The organism is Streptomyces sp. NBC_00223 (assembly GCF_036199905.1).
GTDB lineage: Bacteria > Actinomycetota > Actinomycetes > Streptomycetales > Streptomycetaceae > Actinacidiphila.
Genome location: NZ_CP108109.1, coordinates 2,560,347 through 2,587,179 on the forward strand (window position 1 = coordinate 2,560,347; position 26,833 = coordinate 2,587,179).

Here is a 26,833-nt window from a genome sequence, read left to right on the forward strand (position 1 = left end):
TACGCAGCACACGTGACGCGAGACGTACCGGACGCGGAAGGCGTGGAACACGTAGGAGCCGTGGCAGCAGCGGACGACGGACGCACGGGAAGAGGGTGTGATGGCGGTCGCGGGACCAGCCGGACCGGTGATGGGCCGGGAGGACGTGGACCGTGCTCTGGCGCGGCTCGGCGCCGAGCACGAGGCCGTCGAGTCGTCGCTGCTCGCCCTCCAGGACCACTCGGGCCGCAGGCTGCTCGAAGGCGCGGAGCTGACCGGTGTCACCAAGGAGCGCTGGGCGGCGACCGACACGGCGATCACCGCGCTGTGGACGCACTTCGAGGCGTACACCGACGCCCTGAACGGCGCCCGTGAGCTGCGGGCCCGCCGCCGCTGGCCGACCCAGACCGAACTGGGCCGGCTCACCGAGCTGTTGCGCGGCGAGGGTGTCACGGTCTCGGGCGCGGACCTGCCGGACGGCGCCCGCTCGCTGACCGGTCCGGCCCGGCTGACCGAGCGGTTGAGTCTGGAGGAGGTGCTGCGGCGGATGAACACCTGGTACGACCAGGCCATGGAGACCGTCTCGGCCGCCGACTCCGTCTGGTCGGCGCTGCCCGCCCGGATAGATCTGCTGGCCGCCGAGACCCAGCGGGTGCGCTCGCTGGCCCACTCGGTGGGGGTGCGGCCGGGCGCGCATCCGGCCGGGGACGATCTGGAGCAGCTGATCGGGGAGTTGACGGCGCTGCGGGAGCGGACCGTCTCCGATCCGCTGGCCTTCTGGCGGGCCGAGCCGGCGCCCGGCCGCCCGGACACCTCGCGCTACGAGGAGGCGGGCCGGCGGCTGGAGGACATCCGCCGCGAGGTGGAGGCCGTGCTGCATGTGCGGGACGACGCCGAGCACCGGCTCAAGCGGCTGCGCGATGTGCTCTCGCGGGCGGACCGCACCCTGACCGAGGCGCGCAGCGCCCGGGTCGAGGTGCTGTCGAAGATCCTCGCCTCGGACGTGCCCGCGGTGAGCGGTCCGGCGGCGGCGCTGCACGAACGGCTCGCGGCGGCCGAGGAGTTCGCCCGGGACACCCGGTGGCACCGGCTGTCCCCGCTGCTGGACAGCCTGGAGGAGGACGCGGACGACGAGCTGCTGCGGGCCAGGGACTCGCTGACCGCGGTGACCGCGCCGCTGGCGGTACGGGCCGAGCTGCGCGGCCGGCTGGACGCCTACCGGGCGAAGGTGGCCCGGCTGGGCCTGGCCGAGGACCCGGTGCTCATCGAGCGGTACGACCAGGCGCGGCGGCTGCTGTGGAGCGCGCCCTGCGACCTGGCCGCCGCGGAGCGCACGGTACGGCGCTATCAGCAGGCGGTCGCGGACCTCGGCACGCCGCGCGCGCCGATGGACCGCCGGGGGCCCGCGTGAAGGGCGCCGGCGGCATGGACACGAGCCGGGTCATGGGCGGGGTCATGGGCGGGCCGGGGATCGGCGCGACGGAAACCGGCGTGACGGGCAGGACCAGCGGTTCGGCAGGGGAAGGCTGAGGGGGAGACCGTGAGCAAGTGCCAACGGCCCGGCTGTGACGGGACCTTGGAGGACATGGGCGGCGGCGAGCTGTACTGCGACACCTGCGGTCTCGCCCCGCTGCCGGCCGCCGCGGTGGCCGTGGCACCGGCACCGGCACCGGCACCGGCCGTACCGTCGGCCCGCTCCGGCGCGGACTCCGGGCGGTCCAGCGGTTCGAGCCGGTCCTCGCGTTCGTCGCGGTCCACCTCGCAGGCGTCCCGCCGTTCGGTCTCCGGGCGGCTGTCCCAGTCGCTGGCCGGGGCCTCGACCGGCCGTTCGGTGTCGGTGCGCAGCACCCGCGGCAGCGGCAGCGGCCCCTCGCGCGGCAAGCTGGGCGCGGGCCTGGTGGCCGTACCGCCGGTGCCTCGGCCCGATCCGCAGGCCGCGGTACTGGCCAACCCCGAGGTGCCCGAGCGCAAGCGGTACTGCAGCAGGAGCGACTGCGGCGCCCCAGTGGGCCGCAGTCGCGGCGACCGGCCGGGCCGTACCGAGGGCTACTGCACCAAGTGCGGGCACCCGTACTCCTTCACGCCCAAGCTGCGGTCCGGCGACGTGGTGCACGGGCAGTACGACGTGGTGGGGTGCCTGGCGCACGGCGGGCTCGGCTGGATCTATCTGGCGGTGGACCGCGCGGTCTCCGACCGCTGGGTGGTGCTCAAGGGCCTGCTGGACACCGGGGACGAGGACGCGCTGGCCGCGGCGGTCTCCGAGCGGCGGTTCCTGGCGGAGATCGAGCACCCCAACATCGTGCGGATCTACAACTTCGTCGAGCACCTCGACCAGCGCACGGGCACGCTCGACGGCTACATAGTGATGGCCTACGTCGGCGGCAAGTCGCTCAAGGAGATCGCCAACGAGCGCCGTACGCCCGACGGCAAGCGGTCCCCGCTGCCGGTCGCGCAGGCCATCGCCTTCGCCATCGAGGCGCTGGAGGCCCTGGGCCATCTGCACAGCCGCAACCTGCTCTACTGCGACTTCAAGGTGGACAACGCGATCCAGACCGAGGACCGGCTCGAACTCATCGACATGGGCGCGGTCCGCCGGATGGACGACGCCGAGTCGGCGATCTACGGCACGGTCGGCTACCAGGCGCCGGAGGTCGCCGAGGTCGGCCCGTCGGTCGCCTCCGACCTCTACACGGTCGCCCGCACCCTGGCCGTGCTGACCTTCGACTTCCAGGGCTACACGAACGTGTTCGTGGACAGCCTGCCCGACCCGGGCAACATCGAGGTGTTCTCGCGGTACGAGTCCTTCTACCGGCTGCTGGTGCGGGCCACCGACCCCGACCCGGGCAAGCGGTTCGCGTCCGCCGAGGAGATGTCGGACCAGCTGCTGGGGGTGCTGCGCGAGGTCGTCGCCCTGGAGTCGGGCCAGCCCCGACCGGCCCTTTCCACCCTCTTCGGTCCCGAACTGCGGGTCGTGGACACCGAGCTGGTCCGGCCGCCGGCCGGTGACGCCTCGGCGCTCGGCGCGAACCGCGCGCCTGGGCGGAAGGCCCTCGGGCGCGGCGGCGCGCCGGCCCCGGCCCTCCCGGCCGGCGCCGGCCCGGGGGCCGGCTGGGGCCCGTCCACGCCGGTCGTCTCCCGGCTCGACGCGGCGGCGGCCGTACTCGCCCTGCCCGTACCGCATGTCGATCCCGGGGACCCCAACGCGGGCTTCCTCGCGGGTCTTTCGGCCGCCGCGCCCGTCGAACTGGTCGCGGCGCTGCGGTCGGCGCCGGTCGACTCGGTCGAGAAGCGGCTGCGCGAGCTGCGGGCCCTGCTGGAGCTGGGCGACACCGCGGGCGCCGGACAGGTGCTGCGGTCGCTGGCCGACGACGAGCTGGAGGACTGGCGGGTGGTCTGGCACCGGGGTCTGGCCGGGCTGTGCGCGGGCGACCACGAGACGGCGGCGCTCAGCTTCGACGCGGTCTACGACGCCTTCCCGGGCGAACCCGCGCCGAAGCTGGCGCTGGGCGTCTGCGCCGAGGTGCTGGGCCAGCTGGACAACGCGGCCGAGTACTACCGGCTGGTGTGGACGACCGACCACAGCTATGTGAGCGCGGCGTTCGGGCTGGCCCGGGTGCTGCTGCGGTCGGGCGACCGGCCGGGCGCGGTACGGGCGCTGGAGTCGGTGCCCGAGTCGTCCATCCACTACACGGCCGCGCGGGTCGCGGCGGTCAGATCGCGGCTGCGCGACCGGGCGCCGAACGAGCCGCTGCTGCCCGATCTGCACGCCGCCGCCCAGCAGGTGGAGGATCTGCAACGGCAGGGGCTCGACCCCGACCGGCGCGAGACGCTGGCCACGGAGGTGCTGGGCGGCGCCCTGGACTGGGTGCTCGCGGGGCGGGCGGGACAGCCCCCGTCGGCCGGCGCGCCGCGTCTGCTCGGCGCCCAACTGGATGAACGCGAGCTGCGCTTCGGGCTGGAGCGCGCGTACCGGGTGCTGGCCCGGCTGGCCCAGCAGGGCAGTACGAGGATCGAACTGGTGGAGCGCGCCAACCGCTTCCGCCCCCGGACGTGGGTGTAACAAGATGCCACCACTGCCCGAGTCCGCGCCTTCGGGGCACACGTGTCCCGCCTGCGCGGAGCCGCTGGAACACGACGACCGCTTCTGCGGGCGCTGCGGCCAGGATCTGGGGGCCTCCGTGGCTCCCCCGACGGCCGCTCCCCCGGGCCCGGCCGGACCGCGCGCGGACACCCCTGCCGACAGCGGCGCCGACGACGCCGACTCGACCAGTTCCTTCGTGCTCGCCCCGCCGCTGGCCGCGGGCGGCGACACCCTCGTGCTGAGCGCGGGCGCGGGCGCGGCCGAAGCCGGCGGGCCCGTCTGCGTCGCGTGCGGCGTCGGCGGGGTGGACGACGACGGCTACTGCGAGCACTGCGGCCACGCCCAGCCCCGGCAGCGCGACCACCAGGAGCAGGAGCTGGCGGGCGCCGGGGCGGTCAGCGACCGGGGGCTGCGCCACCACCGCAACGAGGACGCCTTCACGCTGTCCCGCGCCGCGCTCCCCGACGGCGGGCACGCGCTCGCCGCCGTGGTCTGCGACGGCGTCTCCACCGCCTACCGCCCGGACGACGCCTCGGCCGCGGCCGCCGCCGCGGGCGGCGACTGGCTGCTGAGCGCCCTGGAGCGCGGCGTGAGCGCCGAGGAGGCGATGCGCGGCGCGCTGATGGCCGCCTTCGACGCGGTGACCGCGCTCGCCGACGAGGAGGACGCCCCCGGCAGCCCGCCGCACCACAACGCCCCGGCCTGCACCTGCGTCAGCGCCGTCGTGACCGGCCCGGTGTTCACCGTCGGCTGGATCGGAGACAGCCGGGCGTACTGGATCCCCGACGACCGGGCGCTGCCCGCCGCGCGGCTGACCGAGGACGACTCCTGGGCGGCGCGGATGGTCTCGGCCGGGCTGATGAGCGAGGCGGAGGCGTACGCCGACGAGCGGGCGCACGCGATCACCGGCTGGCTGGGCGCGGACGCGGTGGAGGTCGATCCGCATGTGGCGGCCTTCCAGCCGGACGGCCCCGGGGTGATCGTGGTGTGCACCGACGGGCTGTGGAACTACGCCGAGTCGCCGGCGGAGATGGCCGAGGCCGTGCCCGCCGACGCCCGTACCCGGCCGCTGCACAGCGCCCGCGCCCTGCTGGGGATGGCGCTGGACGGCGGCGGCCACGACAACGTAACGGTCGCGGTGCTGCCGTTCCCGGCCACCGCGGCCCGGGCAGGATTCCCACCCGCCTAGCCCCCGCCGGGGCTTCCCGCCGAAGCGGGGCGGGGCTGTGAGAGGGCTTTAAGGAGCGCAGAAGCGATGCCGATTCTTTCCAAGTCGAATGTGCCGCAGTTCTCGGTCGACGTGTATCAGAACGCGTTCCTGCCCGAGGGCGGCCGCGATGTCAACGCGATCGTCACGGTGACCTCGACCGGTGGCGGCACCTCGGGCGGGCGGCCGCTGCCGGGGCCGGCCGTCGGGGGCGCGGGCGTGGTGATCATGGTCGACTGCTCGGGCTCGATGGAGTATCCGCCGACGAAGATGCGCAACGCCCGGGACGCCACCGCCGTCGCCATCGACACCATCCGCGACGGCGTCGCCTTCGCGGTGGTCGCGGGCACCCACCAGGCCCGCGAGGTCTATCCGGGCGGCGGCGGGCTGGCCGTCGCCGACGACGCCACCCGGGCCCAGGCCAAGCTGGCGCTGCGCAAGCTCACCGCGGGCGGCGGTACCGCCATCGGCACCTGGCTGCGGCTCGCCGACCGGCTGCTGGCCTCCGCCGACGTGCCGATACGGCACGGCATCCTGCTCACCGACGGCCGCAACGAGCACGAGAAGCCCGAGGACCTGCGGGCCGCGCTGGACGCCACCGCGGGCCGCTTCACCTGTGACGCGCGCGGTGTGGGCACCGACTGGGAGGTCAAGGAGCTGACCGGGATCGCCTCGGCGCTGCTCGGCTCGGTCGACATCGTCGCCGACCCGGCGGGCCTGGCGGCCGACTTCCGGTCGATGATGGAGAACGCGATGGGCAAGGAGGTCGCGGATGTCGCGCTGCGGCTGTGGACCCCGCAGGGCTCCGGGATCACCTTCGTCAAGCAGGTCGCGCCGACCGTCGAGGACCTCACCGCGCGCCGCACCGAGGCCGGTCCGAGGGCGGGCGACTACCCGACGGGCTCGTGGGGCGACGAGTCCCGCGACTACCACGTGAGCGTCCGGGTGCCCCCGGCCGGCATCGGGCAGGAGATGCTCGCCGCGCGGCTGTCGCTGGTGCTGCCGCAGCCCGACGGCACCTCGCAGGTCCTCGCGCAGGGCCTGGTACGGGCGGTGTGGACCGACGACATGGTGGCCTCGACGCGGATCAGCCCGCAGGTCGCGCACTACACCGGGCAGGCCGAGCTGGCCCAGGTCATCCAGCAGGGCCTGGACGCCCGCAAGGCCGGTGACCTGGACAGCGCCACGGCCAAGCTGGGCCGCGCGGTGCAGCTGGCGAACGTCTCCGGCAACGAGGACACCGCCAAGCTGCTGGCAAAGGTCGTCGACGTGGTGGACGCGGCGAACGGTAATGTGAAGCTCAAGCAGGCGGTCGCCGACGCCGACGCGATGACCCTGGAGACACGGTCGACGAAGACCGTACGCGTGAAGAAGTAGCCGTCGGGCACGCGGTGCCCGCGGCACTCGCGCACGACCTTGGAGCCGCCCCGGCGGGCGGAGGGGGAGCCGGCACGATGCCGATTTGTCCGAACGGCCATCAGTCAGGCACCGACGACTGGTGCGAGGTCTGCGGCATGCGGATGGCGCCGCCCCCGTCGACGTACGGGACGCGGCCGCCGTCGTCCGCCTCGTCGTCCTCGGCCTCACCGGTCTCGGCGCCGCCCTCCTCGGCCGCGCCCGGCTACGACCCCGACGCGACCTCGGTGGCGGAGCTGTGCCCGCAGTGCGGCACTCCGAGGGAGGGCGCGGCGCTCTTCTGCGAGGAGTGCCGCTACAACTTCCGGACGCACTCGGCGACGGTCGTACCGGCCTCGCCGCCCGTACCGCCGCCGGGCTTTCCGCCGTACCAGCGGTTCGAGTCGCAGCGCTCCCGGCCCTCGCAGATCAACCGGCCCGCCGAGCCGGTGCCCTCGGAGTCGGTGACGGTCACCTCGGGGTCGGGGGACTTCCTGCTGGACCCGCCGTCGGCCCCGGTCAAGCCGGCGGCCGTACCGCCGCAGCCGCCGGCCGCGCCGGTGTCCGCCGCGCCCACGTCGGTGCTCGGCGCCCACGTGGCCGATCCCACGGTGGTGCCCGCCGCCGGCCGGGGCACCACGTGGGTCGCCGTGGTCGGCGCCGACCGCGACTACTTCACCGCGATGATGGCCCGCAGCGGCCCGGACGCGCAGGGCCTGTACTTCCCGGCCTTCTCCCCCGAGATCGAACTCCCGCTGACCGGCAACCGGATCACCATCGGCCGCCGCAGACACAGCACCGGCGAGGCACCCGACATCGACCTGTCCCGCTCCCCCGAGGACCCGGGGGTCTCGCACCAGCACGCCGTGCTGGTGCGGCAGCCGGAGGGCGGCTGGGCGGTGGTCGACCAGGACTCCACCAACGGCACCACGGTCAACCTCGGCGAGGACCCGATCCGCCCGTACACGCCGGTGCCGCTGGACGAGGGCGACCGGGTGCACGTGGGGGCGTGGACGACGATCAGGATCAGGCGGGCCTGAGGGGCGCCTCCGGCGGGGGGCCGGTCCGAGTGGCGGGGCTTGCGCGGGGGCTTTCGGGGGCGCGGGTGGCGGGGCCCGTCCGGTCGGCGGTTGCCCGGCGCGGGGGCTTGCGGGGGCGCGGCCCGGCTGCGGGCTACGGTTGCCCGGCGCGCGGGCTTGCGGGCGCGGCCCGGCTGCGGGCGACGGTTGCCCGGCGCGGGGCCGTGGGTCAGCCGGTCACCGGCCAGGTGTCCGGGCCTTCCGGGTCGTCGAGCCAGATCCACTGGCGGGGGCCGTCCACGGTGAGGCCGTAACGGACGCGGTCCGCGCGGCCGCTGCGGAAGAACCCGTGGCCCACCGGGTCCGGCGACGCGGACGCGCCGCGCAGCGGTACGAAGTACGCGGGCGTGTGCAGGAAGCGGCCCTCCGCCCGGCCCGGCCCGTGCACGGTCAGCGCGACAAGACCGGTCGCGAAGGGCACCAGGGCCAGCCCGCCCGGCCGTACCTGCTCCAGCCAGGCCGGCGGGATCGCCGGCAGCTCGCAGGTCGCCATGATCCGGTCGTACGGCGCGCGCGGCGGGTGTCCGAGGGCGCCGTCCCCCGTGACCACGGCGACCGAGCGGGCGGCGGGTGTGCCGTACGCCTCCAGGTGCGCGCGGGCCGCGTCGGTGATCTCCGGTTCGAGGTCCACGGTGGTGACCGTGTCCGGGCCGAGCCGATGGGCGAGCAGCGCCGCGTTGTAGCCGGTGCCCGCGCCGATCTCCAGCACCCGCCCGCCTTCCCCTACGTCCAGTGCCTCGCACATCAGGGCCATCAGGGACGGCTGGCTGCTGGAGGAGACCAGTTCGCCGCCGACCACGCGGGTGGCGATCGGCTGGTCCGAGTAGGCGCCCGCCAGCCTGCGCAGCCCGTCGCGGACGTCGGGGGCGTCCTCGGGGCGGTCGTAGTCAAGTACGAACAGATGCCTGGGCACCTCCGCGAAGGCGGCCCGCCAGGCCGGGTCGGTCAGCCCGCCGCCCGCGACGATCCGGCGCACCATCCGGCCGCGCAGCACCCTCGCCGCCGCCCGGTACCGCTCCTCGCGACCCGACTCCGCCATGCCTCCATCGTGCGTCAGCGGGCCCGGTCCTACGACCGGGGACCTCGGTCGGCGCGTCTGCGACCATGGAGGGGTGACTGAGACCCCGCGCGGCGCACTGCAACAGGAGACGTTCTACGACCTCGTCGGCGGCGAGGAAACCTTCCGCCGACTGGTGCACCGCTTCTACCAGGGCGTCGCGGACGACCCCGAGCTGCGCGCGATGTACCCCGAGGAGGACCTGGGCCCGGCCGAGGAGCGGCTGACCCTCTTCCTCATGCAGTACTGGGGAGGCCCGCGCACCTACAGCGAGCAGCGCGGCCACCCCCGGCTGCGGATGCGGCACGTGCCGTTCACGGTCGACCGGGCCGCGCACGACGCCTGGCTGCGCCACATGCGCGACGCCGTGGACGAACTGGCGCTCGACCCCGCACACGAGCAGCAGCTGTGGGACTACCTCGTGTACGCGGCGGCCTCGATGGTCAACACCCCGGGCTGACCCGCCCGCCCGTGCCCGCCGCCGTCCGCCCGGCGGCGGTCACGATCGCATTGCGACCGCATCCGGCACGGTTCTGCGTCGCTCCCCTGTTTGAGACCATCCGTTCAGCACGAGGACGGGGGACCACCGGTGACCGGATTCGTACTGCTGCGTGTCCGCGCCCACCGGCTGCTGCTCACCGCGGCTCTGCTCACCGTCATGCTCACCACCTGCGTGCTGGCCACCTTCACCGCCTTCACCGGCGCGACGGGCGACGCGGCCCTGCGCCGTACGCTCCAGCACCAGGCCGCCGACCGCGCGACCGTCGAGGTGACGGCCGACGACGTGAGCGGCCACGACGCCAAGGCCCTGGACGCGGCCGTACGCCGTACGCTCGACGGCTCCTTCGCCGGGCTGCCCGCCCGGGTCGACGCCAGCACCAGATCGGGGCCCTACGGGCTGCCGCTCGCACTGCGGCCCGCGGGCGCGGCGCGGAACGGCGACCCCGATCTGACGCTGCTGGCCGCATTCGACCGCTCCCGGGTGACGCTCACCGCGGGCGACTGGCCGACCGCCGCGGCGCCGGGCTCGGCCGAGGTGCGGGCGGCGATCCCCGCCGTGGCCGCGGTGGCCCTCAAGGTGGCGCCCGGCGACGTGATCGCGCTGACCGACCGGCTGGGCGGCCCGGGTCTGCGGGTCCGCGTCACCGGCGTCTACCACCCGGCCGACCCCGCGGCACCGTACTGGCACCTCGACCCGCTCGGCGGGCGCGGTGTGCACACCGTGGCCTTCACCACCTACGGGCCGATGCTGGTCGACGACGGCACCTTCGGCTCCGGCCGGGTGCCGCCCGCCGCGATGTCCTGGCAGGCCGCGGGCGACTTCCGTACGGTCACGGCCGGACGGATGGACGCGCTGGAGAGCGGGGTGCGGCAGACCCTGGAGAACCTGCGGAACGACCGGGTGACCTCGGTGACCCAGCCGGCCAGCGAACTGCCCACGCTGCTCGACGGGTTGCGCCGCAGCCTGCTCGTCACCCGGTCCACACTGCTGATCGGCGCGCTGCAACTGGTGATCCTGGCGGGCTTCGCACTGCTGCTCGTCGCCCAACTGCTCGCCGAGGAACGGGCCGGGGAGACCTCGCTGCTGCGGGCCCGCGGCGGTTCACGGGCCGGGGTGGCGCGGCTGGCCGCCGGGGAGGCGCTGCTGCTCGCGGTGCCCGCCGCGCTGGTCGCGCCGCTGCTCGCGGGGCCGCTCACCCGGCTGCTGGCCGGAACCGGCGCGATGGCGCGCACCGGGGTGCGTCTGGACGGCGCGAGCCGCGGCGCCGCCTGGCCGGTCGCCGCCTGCGCCGCGCTGGCCTGCGCCTTCGCGGTGATCGTGCCCGCCCTGCGGGCCGGCGGCTCCTACGCGGCCGAGCGCGCCTCCCGCTCCCGGCGCGGGTCGCTGCCGGGGCCGCTCCAGGCGGGCGCCGACCTCGCTCTGGTGGTGATCGCCGCGGTCGCGTACTGGCAGTTGCGGCGGCGGGCGACCGGCGGCGGCGCGCTGAGCGCGAACACCTCGGGCGGCCTCGGGGTGGACCCGGTGCTGGTGGCCGCGCCCGCGCTGTGCCTGCTGGCCGGGACCGTCCTGGTGCTGCGACTGCTGCCACTGGCGGCCCGGCTCGGGGAGCGGCGGGCCGCGCGCGGCAGGGGGCTGGCGCTGGCGCTGGCCGGGTGGCAGCTGTCGCGGCGGCCCCGGCGGGGCGCGGGCGCCGCGCTGCTGCTGGTGCTGGCCGTGGCGATGGGCATGTTCGCGATCGGGCAGGGCGCGAGCTGGGACCGTTCGCAGCGCGACCAGGCGGCGTACGCGGTCGGCGCGGATCTCCGGGTGACGGGGATGACGACACCGCCCTTCGGCCAGGCCGGGATCTTCGCCGCCGTCCCGGGGGTCGCCGCGGCCGCGCCCGCCGCCCGTGAGCCGCTTTCGCTCACCCAGGATCGGCATGCCACCGCGCTGGTCATCGACACCGGGCAGGCGGACCGGGCCATGCGCTTCCGCTCCGACCTGACCGACGGCCGGCCGCTGACCGACCTGCTCAAGCCGCTGCGGGCGGGGCCGGACGCGGAGGGCTTCGCGCTGCCGGGCGGGGCCGGGCGGGTGACGTTCACGGCGGTCCTGCGGGCCGACGCGGGGCCGGCGGGGCCGGCGGGGTCGCCGGGGTCGCCGGGGGGCGGCTCCTCGGCGGGCGGGTCGGCGGGGACCCAGGGCGTCGGGGCCGACCATCTGGTCGCGACGCTCGTCGACGCCAGGGGCGTGGTGTACGCGTTCGCCCTCGGTGACCTGCCGGCGGACGGCGCCCCGCACCCGCTCGTACTCGACCTCGCCTCGCAGACCGGCTCCTCGGGCGGCGGGCCCGCCGGACCGCTGCGGCTGGTGCGCGTCGACGCCTCGTACACACTGCCGACGCGGGCGGGCGCCCAGGTGCTGACGATCGCCTCGGCCCGGGTGACCTCGGCGGACGGCACCGAGACACCGCTGCGCCCCGCGCACCCCGACGCGCCCTGGACCGCCGCCACGGCCCTCGACGACCCCTCGCTGAGCGACATCCCGGACCTCACCGCCCCGTCCGTCACCGCCCCGCGCACCGGCGGCGGCGCGCTGCTGACCGTGTCCTACCGCACCGGCTCCCTCTCCCTCGGCCCCTCCGCCTACCAGCAGCCGCCGTCGGCGACCGTACGGATCCGCGCCAAGGCCCCCTCCGCTCCCCCGCTCTCGGCCGTCGCCACCGACGCGTATCTGCGGGCGGTCGGCGCGAAGGTCGGCGACACCGTACGGGTGGAGCTGGGCGGCGTGCAGAGCGACGTCCGCGTCACCGCGGCGGTACGCGGCATCCCCGGCACCGGCGACGACCTGATCACGGGCGCTTCCGGCGCCGACCCGGCCGACGCGAGCGGGAAGGGCAAGGACGCGGGCGCGCTGCTGCTCGACCTGCGGGCCGTGGACCGGGCGCTGGAGGCCAAGGGCGCGCGGTCGCTGCAACCCACCGAGTGGTGGGTGGCCGCCCACCCGGGCGACACGGCGAAGGTGGCGGCGGCGCTGCGCGCCCGTACGGACATCGACACGGTGCTCGTCACGGACGAGACGGCGGCCGGACTGCGGGCCGACCCGCTGGGCGCGGGCCCCCGGTCGGCGCTGCCCGCGGCGGTCGTGGCGGCGGCGCTGCTGGCCGCGGTGGGCTTCGCGGTGTCCTCGGCGGGCGCGATGAGGGAACGCGAGGCGGAACTCGCGGTGCTTCGGGCGCTGGGCGCTCCGCGCCGCAAGCTGGCCCGGATGATCGCCGCCGAGCAGGGGCTGCTGGTACTGATCTCGCTGGTCGTCGGGGTGGGTCTGGGCGCACTGCTGACCCGGTTGGTGACGCCGCTGATCGTACTGACCGCGCAGGCCGACCGGCCGGTGCCGGTCCTGCTGGTCGAACTGCCCGTCGGGCGCCTCACGGAACTGCTCGCGGTGGTGCTGATCGCGCCCCTGCTCGTGGTGCTGATGACGGCGGCCGGGCGCGGCGATCCGGCGGCGGCGCTGCGGCGCCAGGGGGAGGACTGAGATGGCGGAGACCGCCGAGCCGGTGGACGGGGTGGGGGCCGTGTCCGGGGCGGGGTCAGGGGTGGGGTCAGGGGTGGGGTCTGCCGGGGTCGCCGGGCCCGGGGCCGAGGGGCCCGGGGCCGAGGGGCCCGGGGCCGAGGATTCGCGCGACGGCGCCGGCCTGGCGTGGGTACGGGTCAGACTGCGGGCCGCGCCCGCCGCCGCGCTCGCGACCTTCGCGCTGGTGCTGGCCACCGCCTTCCTCGCCGCGGCCCTGCCGCGAGCCGTGGACCGTTACGAGGACACCGCGCTGCGGCACGCCGTCCAGGACGCGAGTCCGCGCGACCGGGGGATCAGCCTGCTGGCGTCCTACGAGCCCGACGCGGACCCCTCGTCGCCCGGCCCGCTGGCGCCCGACGCCGTCGACCAGGTGGAACGCGACTTCCGCAAGCTCGTCCGGCCGCCGATCCGGCTGAGCCAGGACGAGGCCGTCTACGGGGTGCGGACGACCGCCGAGTCCGAGGTGCCCGACCCGGAGCTCCCGCACACCTCCCCGCACAACCCCGGGGCCGATCTGGTCGCCCAGGCCGGACTGGCCGCGCACACCCGGGTGGTGGCCGGGCGGCTGCCGCACGCGGTGCCGGTGGCCGATCAGCCGACGGCCCTGCTCGAAGGCGCGGTCACCGAGCGGACCGCGAAGGTGCTGCACCTCAGAATCGGCCAGGAAGTACATCTGTACGGCGCGGGGGCGCAGCCGCTGACCGTACGGGTCTCGGGCGTCGTCGCGCCCCTCGACCCGGACTCGGTCTACTGGAACGAGGACGCCGACCTCCTCTCGCCCACCCTCGACCGCCCGCCGACCCCGCCGGGCGGAGAGCCCAAGACGTACTGGCACTTCACGCTGCTGGTGGACCGTACGACCGCCGTCTCGATGCCGGTGCTGGGCGTGGACACGTCCCTGTACTGGCATCACCCGCTGGACGTCTCGCGGCTGGCCGCGCACGACGTGCCGGCGCTCCAGGAGGAGTTGTCGTCCCTCGACACCGGCCCCGCCTCGGTCGCCCTGCGCAAGGCCGACCCGGGGGTGCGCACGGAGGCCGGGGTCGGCACGGTGCTCGACGCCTTCGCCAAGGACCGCCGGGCCGTCGCACCGATGGTGCTGGTCGCGGCGGTCGGCGTCGGCACCACGGCCCTCGCGGTGCTGCTGATGGCGGGCGGGCTCGCCGCCGAGCGCCGGCGCGGCGAGATCGCTCTGCTGCGCTCGCGCGGCGGGTCGCTGCGCGGAATCCTGCGGCGGCTGGCGGGCGAGACCGCGGCGGCCGCCGTGCCCGGCGGGCTCGCCGGCACCGCGCTGGCGCTCGCGCTGCTGCCGACCGAACGGTTGCTGCTCCCCGTGTGCCTGGGCGCGGCGGTCACGGCCGTCGCGGCGCTCGCGCTGCCGCTGCGAGCCGCCTGGGCGGTACGGCGGCCCCGGCCGGCGGAACGGGAGGACCTGGTCGCGGCCCGTCCCTCACGGCGGCGCCTGGTCGCCGAACTGACCGTCACCGTGCTGGTGGTGGGCACGGTGCTGGCGCTGCGGCGGCGTGGGACGGGCGACGGGGGCTCGGACCCGTTCCTGGCCGCGGCTCCCGTCCTGGTCGCGGTGGCCGCCGCGCTGGTGCTGCTGCGGGTCTTTCCTGTGCCGCTGCGGCTGCTGGGTCGACCGGCGGCGCGGCTGACCGGCGCCGTCGCGCACCTCGGGCTCGCCCGCGCGGGACGGGCCCCCGCCACGGGTCAACTGCCGCTCCTCGCCATGCTGGTCGCGCTGACCGTGGCGTCCTTCGGCGGCTCGGTGCTGGCGGGGACGGACCACGGACGGGACCGGGCGGCCGTCGCCACGGTGGGCGCGGACGCCCGGATCGACGCGCAGGGCGCCCTCGCCAGGCAACTGCCCGGCCAGGTGCGGAAGGTGCCGGGGGTCGGGCAGGTCGTCACGGCCCGCGTCGAGCCGAACAGCGCGAACGCCGTCTTCGGCATGCCGTACTCGCTGGTGATCGTCGACCCGGTGGCGTACGCGAAGCTCACCCGGGCGATCGGGCTGCCCTCCTTCCCCGGCTCGGCCTTCACCGGTGACGACGGGCACGGGCCGCTGCCCGCCGTGCTGTCACCGAAGCTCGCCCACGCGCTGGCCGGGCGAACGACGCTGATCGACACGGGAGTCGGGGCATCCGATGTGCGTCCGGTCGGCGTGGTGGCGACGACTCCGGCGGCGCCGGGCAGCGAGTTCGTGCTCGTCTCGGCGGCCCAGCTGAACGCGCGGCACCCGGAGGCGGCGGCCTTCCCGCAGTACACCGAGCCGACGACGCTGCTGGCGATGGCCGCGCCCGGCGCGAAGATCGACGCCAAGGCGCTGCACACCGTCGGCGCCCACAGCACGGCCTTTGCGACGGTGCTGCTGCGCGGCGAGCAGCGGGCGTCGATGTCCGACAGCCCGTTGCAGCACGGCGCGCGCGGGATCTATCTGGCGGCGGTCGCGGCCGGGGCGGCGTACAGCGCGCTGGCGCTGCTGCTCTCGCTGCTCCAGGCGGCGCCGCAACGGGCGACGCTGCTGGCCCGGCTGCGCACGATGGGCATGACGCGCGGGCAGTCGCGCGGTCTGGTGCTGCTGGAGATGCTGCCGCAGGCGCTGCTCGCGTCGGTCGGCGGTGTGCTGGTCGGTCTGGCGGTGGTGCCGCTGCTGGGGCCGGGGGTGGATCTGCGTGCCCTGACCTTCGGCACCGGTCCGCGTGCTCTGGCCCCGGTCGACTTCGGCCTGGGTCTGCGAGCGGACCCCTGGTCCCTTGCCCTCCCCTCCGCCGGCCTGCTGATACTGGCCTGCGTGGTCCTGCTGGCACAGGTGTGGGTGAGCGGACGACGGCGTGAGAGCACGGAACTGAGAGCGGGGGACCGGGTATGAGCGACAGCGACGCGTCGGTGAAGAGGGCCTCCGGCGGTTCCGGGCCGTCGGGCGCGGGTGGCGCGGGCGCGGGTGGCGCGGGCAGCGGGAGCGGGACCGTACGTAGCCTCGCCGAGCTGGAGCGGCGCGCCGCGGAACGGCGGGACCGGCCCGCGTACGGCCAGGACGCCCTGATCAGCTGCGACCGCCTGGTACGGATCTTCACCGCCGACGGCGTCGAGGTGCAGGCGCTCCAGGGACTCGACCTGCTCGTCGGGCAAAGCGAGCTGATGGCCCTGGTCGGCGCGTCCGGCAGCGGCAAGTCCACGCTGCTGAACATCCTGGCCGGACTCGACGTGCCCACCGCGGGCGCCGCCTCCGTCGGGGGCTACGACCTGCTGGCCATGGACGCCAAGTCCCGTCTGCGCTACCGCCGCGAGGTCGTCGGCTTCGTGTGGCAGCAGACCGCCCGCAACCTCCTGCCGTATCTGACCGCCGCGCAGAACGTCGTCCTGCCCATGCAGTTGTCCGGCAGCGGCGGCGGCCCGCGCGCGAAACGGCAGCGGGCCGCCCGTGCCACCGAACTGCTGACCATGCTGGGCGTCGGCCACTGCCACGACCGGCGCCCCGGCCAGATGTCCGGCGGCGAGCAGCAGCGGGCCGCCATCGCCGTCGCCCTCGCCAACAACCCGTCCGTCATCCTCGCCGACGAACCGACCGGCGAACTCGACTCCGCCACCGGCGAGCAGGTCTTCGCGTCCTTCCGCACCGCGAACGAGGAGCTGGGCACCACGGTCGTCGTGGTCACCCACGACCACGCCGTCGCCAACGCCGTACGCCGTACGGTCGCCATCCGCGACGGCCGCACCGCCTCCGAGGTCGTCCGCCGTACCGAGGTCGACGAGCACGGACAGGAGTCCGTGGTGGCCCGGGAGTACGTCACCGTGGACCGCGCGGGCCGGCTCCAGCTCCCCCGCGACTACACCGACGCCCTCGACATCCGCTCCCGGGTGCTGCTGGAGCTGGAGACGGACCACATCGGTGTCTGGCCCGACCGCCCGGAGGGGGACGCCGGACCGACGGGGTGAACCCCGCTCACGCCGGGGTCACCATCAGTCCGCCGGCCGCCGACGCACTCCGTACGGCCACCGACCCGTATCCGGTACGGAGCCGCACCCATGGGCCCGCGGACAGCAGTACGACCGTCTCGGCCGCGCCGCTCTCGGCCGGCTCCCTGGTGGGCGCGGGCAGGAAACCGAGCGCGTGGGCGGCGTGCACCACCCGCAGCGTCACCCCGGGCGCGCTCGCGGGCAGCGGGCGACGCCACAGCTCCTCGGCGAGCGCGTCCAACTCGGCCCGGGTACGCCGCTCGGGCACCAGCGCCTCGGTGCGGGCCCGGAACTCGGCCACCGTCCCGGCCGCCGTCGCCCGTACCGCGGCCGCGTCCAGCTCGGCGATCCGCAGCCAGCCGGACCTCGGCGGCAGCACTCCGGCCCAGGCGCCGCCGGTGACGGACCCCGGCACGGTGAACTCCCCGCCGTCCGCGGCCGCGGCGACCGCCTCCAGCAACTCCCCGGCGGAGACCGTCGCGTCCACCGTCTCGGCTATGCCGCCGCCGCGCAGCGCCATGCTCTTGATGGCCAGCACACCGCCGAAGGGCGGGTGCCCGAAGACGCCGAGCGCGTCCTCCCCCTCGGCGGACCTGAGCCGGACCACCGCGGCCTTGTCCCAGCGGACCAGCCGGCCGAGGAAGGCGGCGAGTTCCGCCTCCCCCGCCCCCGCCCCGCCCGGTCCCTCGGCGAAACCGAGCCGCACGCTCATGCGGCCACGGCCTCGTCCCGGTACTCCTCCAGAAACGCCTTCTCCTCCGCCGTGATCCGCCGCGGCCGCTGCTTTTCGAGGTTGTACGGCACCACGACCGTGGCCGCCCGCGCGTACACGATCTCCTCGTCCCTGACCTCGTAGTTCACGGTCATGGACGCCGCGGTGATGTCGGCCACCCACGTCTCGATGGTGACCGGCTCGTGCCGGTGCACCAGCGGGCGCAAGTAGTCGATCTCGTGCCGGGCCACCACCGAGCCGCCCGTGAACGACGCGCTTCCCTCACCCGGCGCCAGGCGGAACATGAAGTCGATCCGCGCCTCCTCCAGATACCGCAGGAAGACCACGTTGTTGACGTGCCCGAAGGCGTCCATGTCCGCCCAGCGCAGCGGGCAGCGGAAGATGTGGCGGGCCATCAGCCGCGGGTCAGCTTCTTGTAGGTGGCGCGGTGCGGCCGGGACGCGTCGGGACCGAGCCGCTCGACCTTGTTCTTCTCGTAGGACTCGAAGTTGCCCTCGAACCAGAACCACTTGGAGTCGCCCTCGTACGCGAGGATGTGCGTCGCCACCCGGTCCAGGAACCAGCGGTCGTGGGAGACGACCACAGCCGCGCCGGGGAACTCCAGCAGCGCGTTCTCCAGCGAGGAGAGCGTCTCCACGTCGAGGTCGTTGGTCGGCTCGTCGAGGAGCAGCAGGTTGCCGCCCTGCTTGAGGGTGAGCGCGAGGTTGAGACGGTTGCGCTCACCGCCGGAGAGCACCCCGGCGGGCTTCTGCTGGTCCGGGCCCTTGAAACCGAACGCCGACACATACGCCCGCGACGGCATCTCGACCTGGCCGACGTTGATGTAGTCCAGGCCGTCCGAGACGACCTCCCACAGCGTCTTCTTCGCGTCGATGTTGGACCGGCCCTGGTCGACGTACGAGATCTTCACGGTCTCGCCGACCTTGATGCTGCCGGAGTCCGGCTCCTCCAGCCCCTGCAGCATCTTGAACAGGGTGGTCTTGCCGGCGCCGTTGGGGCCGATGACGCCCACGATGCCGTTGCGCGGCAGGGTGAACGACAGGTCCTCGATCAGCACCTTGTCACCGAACGCCTTGCCCAGGTGCTCGACCTCGACCACGATGGAACCCAGCCGCGGGCCCGGCGGGATCTGGATCTCCTCGAAGTCCAGCTTCCGCATCTTGTCGGCCTCGGCCGCCATCTCCTCGTAGCGGGCCAGTCGGGCCTTCGACTTGGCCTGCCGCCCCTTGGCGTTGGAGCGGACCCACTCCAGCTCCTCGCGGAGCCGCTTGGCCCGCTTGGCGTCCTTCTGGCCCTCGACCTTGAGCCGGGACGCCTTGTTCTCCAGGTAGGTGGAGTAGTTGCCCTCGTACGGGATCGCCCGGCCGCGGTCGAGCTCCAGGATCCACTGCGCCACGTTGTCCAGGAAGTACCGGTCGTGGGTGACGGCGACGACGGTGCCGGGGTACTTCGCCAGGTGCTGCTCCAGCCACTGCACGGACTCGGCGTCCAAGTGGTTGGTGGGCTCGTCGAGCAGCAGCAGGTCGGGCGCTTCGAGCAGCAGCTTGCACAGCGCGACCCGGCGCCGCTCACCGCCGGACAGCGTGGTCACCTGCCAGTCACCGGGCGGGCAGCCCAGCGCGTCCATGGCCTGCTCCAGCTGCGCGTCCAGGTCCCAGGCGTTGGCGTGGTCCAGCTGCTCCTGGAGCTGGCCCATCTCGTCGAGCAGCGCGTCGGAGTAGTCGGTCGCCATCAGCTCGGCGATCTCGTTGAACCGGTCCAGCTTCGCCTTGATCTCCGCGACGCCGTCCTGCACGTTCTCCAGCACCGTCTTGGACTCGTCCAGCGGCGGCTCCTGCAGCAGCATCCCGACGCTGTAGCCCGGCGACAGGAACGCGTCACCGTTCGACGGCTGCTCGAGCCCCGCCATGATCTTCAGCACCGTGGACTTACCGGCACCGTTGGGGCCGACCACACCGATCTTCGCGCCCGGCAGGAAGCTCAGCGTCACGTCATCGAGGATGACCTTGTCGCCGTGCGCCTTACGCGTCTTGCGCATCGTGTAGATGTACTCAGCCAAGAGAAACCGTCCGGCAGATCGAGAAGGGCCAATGTGCGGCTCCGCCGCGTGAGGGCAGATACACCCCATCTTGCCGTACGTCCACCCACCCGGGCGAATGGGTCCCGGCGCGCGGCGCGGGCGCGTCGGGACCCGGCCCCCGCCCCGGCGGACCGGGGCGGGGCGGGCGGGGTGGCCCGGATGACGGAGTTACTCCGAGACGGCGGAACTCTTCTTGCGGCGGAAGAAGAAGGCCGCGCCGCCGCCGACCACGACGAGGGCTACCGCTATGCCCGCGATCAGCGGGGTGGCGCTGCTGCTACCGGTCTCGGCGAGGTTGTCGCCGCTGCCGCCCGAGGTGGCCGGGCTGGGCTGGTTGGCCGGCGGGGTCGAGGCCGCGGGGGTGCTGGGGGCGGGCGTGGCGGCCGTCTTGCAGTCCAGCACGCCTTCGAAGGTCTTCACCGACTTGTCGGGCAGCTCGATGTCGATCTTGTACTTCTGGTCCTCCGCGACGGGGACCGTGATCGTCTGCGACTTGCCCGGCGCGACGGTGTACTCCTTGCCCTCCAGCTGGAAGGTGAAGTCCTCGTCGCCCTCGTTGGCCGCCGTGACGTCCACGCCGTTCTTGGCGCACACGACCTCGGCGGACAGCGCCGGTATCGGGCCCTTCTTGGCCCACGACACGGTCGCGGAGGCGCTCACCGGGGTGGACTCGGAGCCCGCGAGGATCTGGGTCTGGCTGGCCTTGTTGTTGCCCACGCCGGTGAAGGCGCGGCCGACCGGCACGGCGGTGGTGGCGGTGACGTCCACGGAGGTGCTGCCGTCCTCGGTGCCCGCGGCCACGTCGAAGTACAGCTTCGCGCCGTCCTTGACCGTGGTGACGGGCTGGCCGTCGGCGTCGGTCAGCTTCACGCCGGAAGGCGCGTCGGAGGCCAGCGACACCTGCGCGGAGTCCGCGTTGGTGTGCACGGTCACCGGGCCGAGCCGGTCGCCGGACTTGCCGGAGACGGCGGCCGGGTCCAGCGTCAGCGAGGGCGCGGGCTCGGCCACGACGACCGCGGACTTGTAGAGGTACTCGGCGAGCTGTTCGGCGGCCGGGTCATTGGCCGTGATGTTCATGTTGTCCGAGTAGCGCCAGATGGCGACCTGGGTGCCCGCCGCCGCGGTCTTCTCGGTCAGCGGATCGGTCCCGGCCGTCTCCGCCAGCGCCTTGAGGTCGCTGACCTGCGGGAAGGAGTGCTGGAGTATCCAGGTGATCTTGCCCGCGTTGTCCTTGTCCCGGTCGGGCCCGTAGAGCGAGGTCGCGCTCCACGGCACTTCCTGGTAACTCGCCTTCGACTGCGTCGAGTTGTGGAAGTCGATGCAGTAGGTGAGGATGCTGCCCCCGCCGTCGAGGGTCATCTTGAACAGTCCGGCGGGTTCCGGGTGCTTGACGCCGTTCTCGATGTAGGTGGAGCCGTCGGACAGGTCTTTCTGAAGGCCGTCGAGAGTCGCTGTCGCCCCGCTCGACGACGGCGCGTCGTCGGCGACGGCTGACACCGCTCCGGTCAGCGCGCCCGTCGCGAGCAGGCCGGCCGCGATGCCGACCGCCGCGAGGCGGGCAGCGCTCCGCCTGTAGGTCCTGAACATGTATTTCCCCTCCGGGCGAGGCATACGGTCGATAGGAGGGTCGCCTCGCCTGCATTTCCGAGCCCCCGCGCGTGCGAACGTCGAAATCCTAGAAACCATGCGTCACACACTCACCATCGAGGACACCGTGCGCGGTTTTCGAATCTCAATCGTTATGCCGCGGCGGGCATGTCTCCGTGATTGTCGATAAGTCCCCGGTTCGCTTCCTCCTGGGAAATACCGCTGAATACGGATACTCCGGATACTCAGGACGCCGCGGCCGCCAGAGGCGGTGGCGGAGCCGCCGCTTCCGCCGGCACGGCGCCTCCGGTCGACCTCGCGCGGGTGAATCGGGCCACTCCGCGGGCGAGATCATGTCCCACGGCCACCGCGTCGATCTCCGGGGAGACATGGCGGCGGCCCTCCTTCTCGTCCTCGCGAATCCTCAGCCGCCCCTGGACGACGAGGGGTTCACCCAGACCGACGGATTCCTTGACGTTGACGCCGATATTGCGCCACGCGCGCACCGTGTAGAAGCTCGTCGCGCCGTCCGTCCACGCCCCGCGCTCCGTGTCCCAGCGGCGCGAGGAGGTGGCCAGCCGGAATCGGGTGCAGGTGACACCGGCCGCGGTCACCTGGCTCTCGGGCTCGGTGGCGACATTTCCTACGACGGTCACCAGGGTCTCGTTCATCACGCACTCCTCTGTCAATCGCGCTCCCGTGCGGAACGCGTTGATGACATCGTGCGGGAATTCCGGGAGCCGCAGAGCGGGAAAATGAAATCTGTGGAAAAACGGTCGCTTGTGGATAACTCGGTCACTCGGACGAGTGACCGGGCAGACAGGAACGCCGTGGCGCGGACCCGGCGACGACGGCGTACTGCTCACGCACTTCCCGGTACCGCATCAGCTCGGCGGCGACCGGCTCAAGGATCCGGGCCCTGCCGCAGTCCGCCGCCGCGTCCCGCAGCCGCCGCTCGGCGGCCTGTCCGTAACGCCGGGCGGGACCGCGGGCGGCGATCCGGCAGATCCACGTGACCAGCGGCCCGCCGGCCCCACCCGCCGCGATCATGACCAGCGGCGGCCACCAGGGCAGGGCGATCCAGTCCGTCACGACCGCGGTCAGACAGACCGCCCCCGCCAGCGCGAGCGCCATCAGCAGCCACTGCACGGCCCTGGCCACGGACCACCAGCCGGGCGGCTCGGGCTCGCCGGGCCTGGCCCGCTCCACCGCGCCGTCCAGCGCCGCCGGCAGCCCCTCACCGCCGCGCCGCGCCGCGTCCCGGACCGCCCGGGCCCACGGGGCCGGCAGTCCGCGGGCGGCGTCGGCGGTCAGTCCGCGGACCGCCTCGTCGATCACCGGCCGCGACGCGGTCCCGGCCGGGCCGGGCCGGCGGTTCCGCTCTCCTCCTGTCCGGGCTGCGGGCGGGCCGGCGGGTCGCCTCGCGGCGGCCCCGGCGGGCAGTGCTCCGGACCTCCCATCGATCCCTCGAACGGGTGAACTAGGCATTTTCCGGCCGAAAAGGGAACAGTGCGCCGGAGCGGTCCGTTCCCCGATCAGTCGACTCCACGGTGTGCCGCACGCGTCCCGCGCGGCGCGTCCCCAGTCCCGTTGGGCCGACTGACCGACCCCGGCCGCTCCCACCGCGTCCGCGAGCCGGTCGATGAAGTCCTCGCGCGCCGGATCGGTGAGCCCGGCACCGCCCTCGCCGACGTAGAGAGGCTGGAGTCTGCTCGCCGTGTGGTCCAGATCGGCCGCCAGCCGCCGCCCGGCCGCGGTGTGCTCGGTGACGATCTGGCCCAGCACGGAGCGCAGATCCGGCATGCCCTGCCCGGTGAGTGCGGAGGCGGCGAGCACGACGGCCCCGTCCTCGCCGTGCTCGCCGACCGCGAGTCCGTCCTCGTCGAGCAGCCGTCGCAGGTCGTCGAGGACCAGGTCCGCCGTGTCCCCCGGCAGCCGGTCGACCTGATTGAGCACCAGCACGGTCACATCGGCGTGCCCGGCCAGGGGGCGCAGATAGCGCTCGTGCAGTGCCGCGTCGGCGTACTTCTCCGGGTCCAGCACCCAGACGACGACGTCCACCAGCCGCAGCAGGCGGTCCACCTGCTCGCGGTGACCGGTGGCGGCGGAGTCGTGGTCGGGGAGGTCGATCAGTACCAGCCCGTCGAGGCTCTGATCCTTGACACCACCGAGGTCACCACCGGTCCCGGCGGAGTCGCCAACTGAACAGTGTGCGCTGCCGTGGCGGGCACCGGAGGCCCAGCGGAGGTCCTGCTCGTACATCAGCCCCGGCCGGGCGTGTCGGTCGCGGGGGTCGATTCCCAGCCGGTCGAGCAGCCCCGCGGCCCGCTCCGGCTGCCACGCGCAGGAGACCGGCCGGGAGGTGGTGGGCCGCCGCACGCCGGTCTCGGACAGTTCGAGCCCGGCAAGCGCGTTGAACAGCGTGGACTTGCCACTGCCGGTGGCCCCGGCCACGGCGACCACGGTGTGGTCGAGCGACAGTCGCCGTCGTTCACCGATGCGTGCCAGCAGTTCGCCGCTCTCCGCGAGGGCGTCCGGGCTGATCCGGGTCCTGGACAGGCCCAGCAGTTCGCCGAGTGCGTCGACCCGTACGGTCAGCGGGTCGGCGGCGCCCCCGTCGGCGGGTGCGAGCGGTACGTCCAGGGCCGAGGGGGTGGGGGCCACCGCGGTCACCTCTCCTTCTGCAGTACGGACAGGGCGGCGATCAGGGCGGACTGCTGCCCGGCGGTGACGTCGTAGCCGTCGACGGGTGCGAGCCGCCGTTCGCGTTCCCCGCCGAGCAGTCCGGCGACGGCGTCGGCGAGACGGTCGCCCGCCGCGTCGCGCAGGCGGAGGGCGGCCTGCGCGCCCAGGGTCTCGGCGAGACGTTCGCCCGCGAACCGCCCCGGGCGGCCACCGAGCAGGGCGGTGGCCAGCAGGGCGGCCACGTCCTCCGGGTCGGCGGGCGGCCGGTCGGTGGTGCGGATCGCCCTGACCTCGGCGTAGGCGAGGTCGGTCAGACCGCGCCGCCAGCGGCGTACCCCCTTGTCGATGCGGGTCGCGACGGCCACCCGGTCCCGGTCCGGGCGGGCGGTGGGTTCTTCGAGCAGGGCGGTGCCCGCCGGGTCGCGCTGCCATGCCTCGGTGACGCGTTCGTCGGCGGCGTCGGTCTCGGTGCGCAGCAGCGCCGCCAACTCCTCGGCCAGGGCGTGCTGCAAGGCGTCGGGGCCGCACTCCGGGTAGCCCTGCCAGTGCGCGAGCGCCTCGCCCGACAGGGGCACACCGGCCCTGATCGCGGCCTCGATCCGGACAGCGGCCCGCGCGTATGCCTCGTCGGCGGTGCGGGCGAGCCGTACGGCGGAGGCGTGTTGGGCGGCGGAGGCGGAGGCGAGCGCGGGCAGCCGGGCCCGCAGTGAGTCGAGCGTGCCGACCACGGTCCGGCGGGCGGCGTGCTGCCGGGCGGCCGGGTCCTCGGCGCAGTGCGCCAGCCAGGCGCGCAGCGCGGCGACGGTGGTCTGCGGCAGAAGCCCTCCCCCGCCGGCGGATTCGGGCAGTTCGGGGACGGTGAAGCGGGGTACGTCGCCGAGCCCGGCCTTGTCCAGGAGGGCCGCGTAGTGCCGGCCCACGTCGTCGGCGATCTGGTGCGGGACACGGTCGAGGACGGTGGCGAGGGTGACGTCGTACTCCTTGGCGGTGCGCAGCAGGTGCCAGGGCACGGCGTCGGCGTAGCGGGCGGAGGTGGTGACCAGAATCCAGATGTCGGCGGCGCAGATGAGTTCGGCGGCGAGTTCCCGGTTGCGGGTGACGAGGGAGTCGATGTCGGGGGCGTCGAGGAGTGCCAGGCCGCGGGGCAGCGAGTCGTCGGTTTCCAGCCGCAGCTCGGCGCGCTCGGGCTCGGGACGCTCGGAGTCGGACCGGTACTGGCCGTCCTCGTCCGCCCGGGAGCGCTGCCGTACGGCCCAGACACGGGTCAGTCCGGGCAGTACACGGGGGTCGGCGAACCAGGCGCGGTCCTCGGGGTGGCAGACGAGCACCGGGACGCGGGTGGTCGGCCGCAGCACGCCCGGGGCGCTGACCCGGCGGCCCACGAGGGAGTTGACGAGGGTCGACTTTCCCGCCCCGGTCGATCCGCCGACAACGGCCAGCAGCGGGGCTTCCGGGGCTGCCAGCCGGGGTACGAGGTAGTCGTCGAGCTGGGCGAGCAGCTCTTTGCGGGTGAGGCGGGCCCGGGCGGCTCCGGGGAGCGGGAAGGGGAAGCGTGCGGCGTCGACACAGTCACGAAGTGCGGACAGCGCGTCAAGCAGCTGGGGCCGTACGTCCAAGATCACCACAATGGCAGAATGCCCCAAAATGCAGCATTTTTGAAGCGCATTCCGGGTAATTTGCCCTATTCGGCCCGCGTGGCGGCCTGCCGGGACTGGAGGTGGCCAGGGGACAGAATGAGCCACCGGCATAACGAGTGCACAACAGCAGCATTTCGACCCGTCAAAAGCGATGCACCTTCTGCACGCGCCTGCGATTATCGGACCGCTTCACCGAACCTCCACACCGTGCCACACGGGTGAAGCACCCGGCAGCAGGCATGTGGCGCCCTATCCTTGACCCCGGTACGAGGTCACGGAACCACCCAGGGGCGGAGACAGCCGCGGCCACTGTCCAGCCCCCGTAGCTCAGTGGATAGAGCAGGCGCCTTCTAAGCGCTTGGCCGCAGGTTCGAGTCCTGCCGGGGGCGCTTCACCGACACGCTGTCCCGCTTCTCGTTCGTAGCGAGTTTGCCCAGCTCAGGGGGCACGCTAGCAGCCTCCGCGTAAGGACACCGCTAGCTCTGGGATCCAACGGGGGCCGAGGCGAAATGTCCGGCTGAGGGTGGCTGAAACCGGCTGTATACGGCTGGTCGTCCCACATACGTCCCACAGAACGGCGCGTGCGGCGCGCTTCCCCGAGGGCAACCTGCCGGGGGCCCTACCGGCCGACGCCGGCCAGCGGGTTCTTCCGCCTCGACGTAGCGTGGGAGTGGGGGTACTCGCCGGAACGGGCAACGACTGTTGCGCGTTCCGGAGCGGGGAGACGGAGGCGCGCCATGACGGGCGGAATCGCGCAGCGCGGAATCGGCAAGGACGGTCCGCGGCAGACGCCGCGCCTGACCGACCGCTGGAAGAAGACACTGCGAGAGCGTACGACCCCCACCCAGCGGTCGCTCATCGTCACGTGGATCTCCTTCGGGACCACGTTCGGCACGGTGCGACTGATCACACACGGCATCCGCGGCGGCTGGCTGCCCCTGGGCAACGTCTCAGCGGGCGGCACCCACCTGCACCACTACAACATCGGCATCGGCATCCTGTCAGGGGTCGGCCTGGTCGCCGTCCGGGGCGACACCCAGGCCGTCGGCCACCCGGCCGTGGCGGCCGCCTACGGTGGGGGCGCCGCCCTGATCGCCGACGAGTTCGCCCTCCTCCTGGACCTCCAGGACGTCTACTGGGCCAAGCAGGGCCGGGTCAGCGTCGATGTCTCGTTCGGCATCATGTCCGTTCTCGGGCTCTACCTCACCGCGCGCCCGTTCTGGCACGAGCTGGCCAAGGTCACCGGCCGACACGCCCGCGAGCGCTTCGCCCACTGACGCCGCACCGGCC

Annotated in this window: 18 protein-coding genes and 1 tRNA gene; 11 read left to right on the forward strand and 8 right to left on the reverse strand. The window is 74.1% G+C overall.

From position 1 onward, the window contains the following. Positions 1-100 precede the first annotated feature (100 nt). From OHA30_RS10690 to OHA30_RS10710, 5 genes are all read left to right on the forward strand, one after another. Entirely contained in the window at positions 101-1,390 is a 1,290-nt protein-coding gene (locus OHA30_RS10690; protein WP_328913582.1) for a hypothetical protein, read from the forward strand. 174 nt (positions 1,391-1,564) lie between these two features. Beyond that, positions 1,565-4,039 (forward strand): serine/threonine-protein kinase, encoded by a 2,475-nt coding sequence (locus tag OHA30_RS10695; protein ID WP_328917814.1) that lies wholly within the window; start codon positions 1,565-1,567, stop codon positions 4,037-4,039. Between the two features lie 4 nt (positions 4,040-4,043). Next, positions 4,044-5,249, forward strand: coding sequence for a protein phosphatase 2C domain-containing protein (locus OHA30_RS10700; protein WP_328913583.1), 1,206 nt, complete (start codon positions 4,044-4,046; stop codon positions 5,247-5,249). Between the two features lie 66 nt (positions 5,250-5,315). Further along, positions 5,316-6,644: a vWA domain-containing protein gene (locus OHA30_RS10705; protein ID WP_328913584.1), complete on the forward strand. Its 1,329-nt coding sequence runs from the start codon at positions 5,316-5,318 to the stop codon at positions 6,642-6,644. Positions 6,645-6,721: 77 nt separating this feature from the next. Continuing rightward, positions 6,722-7,702 carry an FHA domain-containing protein gene (locus OHA30_RS10710; RefSeq protein WP_328913585.1) on the forward strand — a complete coding sequence of 327 codons (981 nt, stop codon included), beginning with the start codon at positions 6,722-6,724 and terminating at the stop codon, positions 7,700-7,702. Positions 7,703-7,910: 208 nt separating this feature from the next. On the opposite strand, the gene OHA30_RS10715 is transcribed toward OHA30_RS10710, so the two are convergent. Then, a complete protein-coding gene (locus OHA30_RS10715; RefSeq protein ID WP_405785622.1) occupies positions 7,911-8,780 on the reverse strand; it encodes a methyltransferase domain-containing protein in 870 nt (289 codons plus the stop codon). 73 nt (positions 8,781-8,853) lie between these two features. On the opposite strand from OHA30_RS10715, the gene OHA30_RS10720 reads away from it, so the two are divergent. The 4 genes from OHA30_RS10720 to OHA30_RS10735 all read left to right on the forward strand — a co-directional run bounded on the left by OHA30_RS10720 (position 8,854) and on the right by OHA30_RS10735 (position 16,800). Then, a complete protein-coding gene (locus OHA30_RS10720; RefSeq protein ID WP_328913586.1) occupies positions 8,854-9,258 on the forward strand; it encodes a globin in 405 nt (134 codons plus the stop codon). Between the two features lie 129 nt (positions 9,259-9,387). Beyond that, on the forward strand, positions 9,388-12,819 hold the full coding sequence (locus OHA30_RS10725; RefSeq protein WP_328913587.1) for an ABC transporter permease: 3,432 nt from the start codon (positions 9,388-9,390) through the stop codon (positions 12,817-12,819). Between the two features lies 1 nt (position 12,820). Next, positions 12,821-15,733 carry an ABC transporter permease gene (locus OHA30_RS10730; protein ID WP_328913588.1) on the forward strand — a complete coding sequence of 971 codons (2,913 nt, stop codon included), beginning with the start codon at positions 12,821-12,823 and terminating at the stop codon, positions 15,731-15,733. After that, positions 15,730-16,800 carry an ABC transporter ATP-binding protein gene (locus tag OHA30_RS10735; RefSeq protein ID WP_328913589.1) on the forward strand — a complete coding sequence of 357 codons (1,071 nt, stop codon included), beginning with the start codon at positions 15,730-15,732 and terminating at the stop codon, positions 16,798-16,800. The genes OHA30_RS10730 and OHA30_RS10735 overlap by 4 nt, the downstream gene beginning before the upstream one ends. A 7-nt stretch (positions 16,801-16,807) precedes the next feature. On the opposite strand, the gene OHA30_RS10740 is transcribed toward OHA30_RS10735, so the two are convergent. The 7 genes from OHA30_RS10740 to OHA30_RS10770 form a co-directional block, all read right to left on the reverse strand. Beyond that, positions 16,808-17,533, reverse strand: a complete 726-nt coding sequence (locus tag OHA30_RS10740) for a hypothetical protein (RefSeq protein ID WP_328913590.1) — start codon at positions 17,531-17,533, stop codon at positions 16,808-16,810. Then, entirely contained in the window at positions 17,530-17,949 is a 420-nt protein-coding gene (locus tag OHA30_RS10745) for an acyl-CoA thioesterase (RefSeq protein WP_328913591.1), read from the reverse strand. Before OHA30_RS10745 ends, OHA30_RS10740 begins: the two co-directional genes overlap by 4 nt. Continuing rightward, on the reverse strand, positions 17,949-19,613 hold the full coding sequence (gene ettA / locus OHA30_RS10750) for an energy-dependent translational throttle protein EttA (protein ID WP_328913592.1): 1,665 nt from the start codon (positions 19,611-19,613) through the stop codon (positions 17,949-17,951). Before ettA ends, OHA30_RS10745 begins: the two co-directional genes overlap by 1 nt. Before the next feature lie 189 nt (positions 19,614-19,802). Next, positions 19,803-21,221 (reverse strand): Cys-Gln thioester bond-forming surface protein, encoded by a 1,419-nt coding sequence (locus tag OHA30_RS10755; RefSeq protein ID WP_328913593.1) that lies wholly within the window; start codon positions 21,219-21,221, stop codon positions 19,803-19,805. A 245-nt stretch (positions 21,222-21,466) separates the two neighbouring features. Further along, the gene (locus tag OHA30_RS10760; protein WP_328913594.1) at positions 21,467-21,892 is read right to left on the reverse strand and encodes a single-stranded DNA-binding protein; all 426 of its coding nucleotides are present in this window, start codon (positions 21,890-21,892) and stop codon (positions 21,467-21,469) included. 124 nt (positions 21,893-22,016) lie between these two features. Beyond that, positions 22,017-23,894, reverse strand: a complete 1,878-nt coding sequence (locus OHA30_RS10765) for a dynamin family protein (protein WP_328913595.1) — start codon at positions 23,892-23,894, stop codon at positions 22,017-22,019. Then, positions 23,891-25,522 carry a dynamin family protein gene (locus tag OHA30_RS10770; RefSeq protein WP_328917816.1) on the reverse strand — a complete coding sequence of 544 codons (1,632 nt, stop codon included), beginning with the start codon at positions 25,520-25,522 and terminating at the stop codon, positions 23,891-23,893. The genes OHA30_RS10765 and OHA30_RS10770 overlap by 4 nt, the downstream gene beginning before the upstream one ends. Positions 25,523-25,859: 337 nt before the next feature. Here OHA30_RS10770 and OHA30_RS10775 point away from each other — a divergent pair. Together OHA30_RS10775 and OHA30_RS10780 are read left to right on the forward strand one after the other, a co-directional pair. Then, positions 25,860-25,932 (forward strand) — tRNA-Arg (locus tag OHA30_RS10775). A 348-nt stretch (positions 25,933-26,280) separates the two neighbouring features. Beyond that, positions 26,281-26,820 (forward strand): hypothetical protein, encoded by a 540-nt coding sequence (locus OHA30_RS10780; RefSeq protein WP_328913596.1) that lies wholly within the window; start codon positions 26,281-26,283, stop codon positions 26,818-26,820. Positions 26,821-26,833 lie beyond the last annotated feature (13 nt).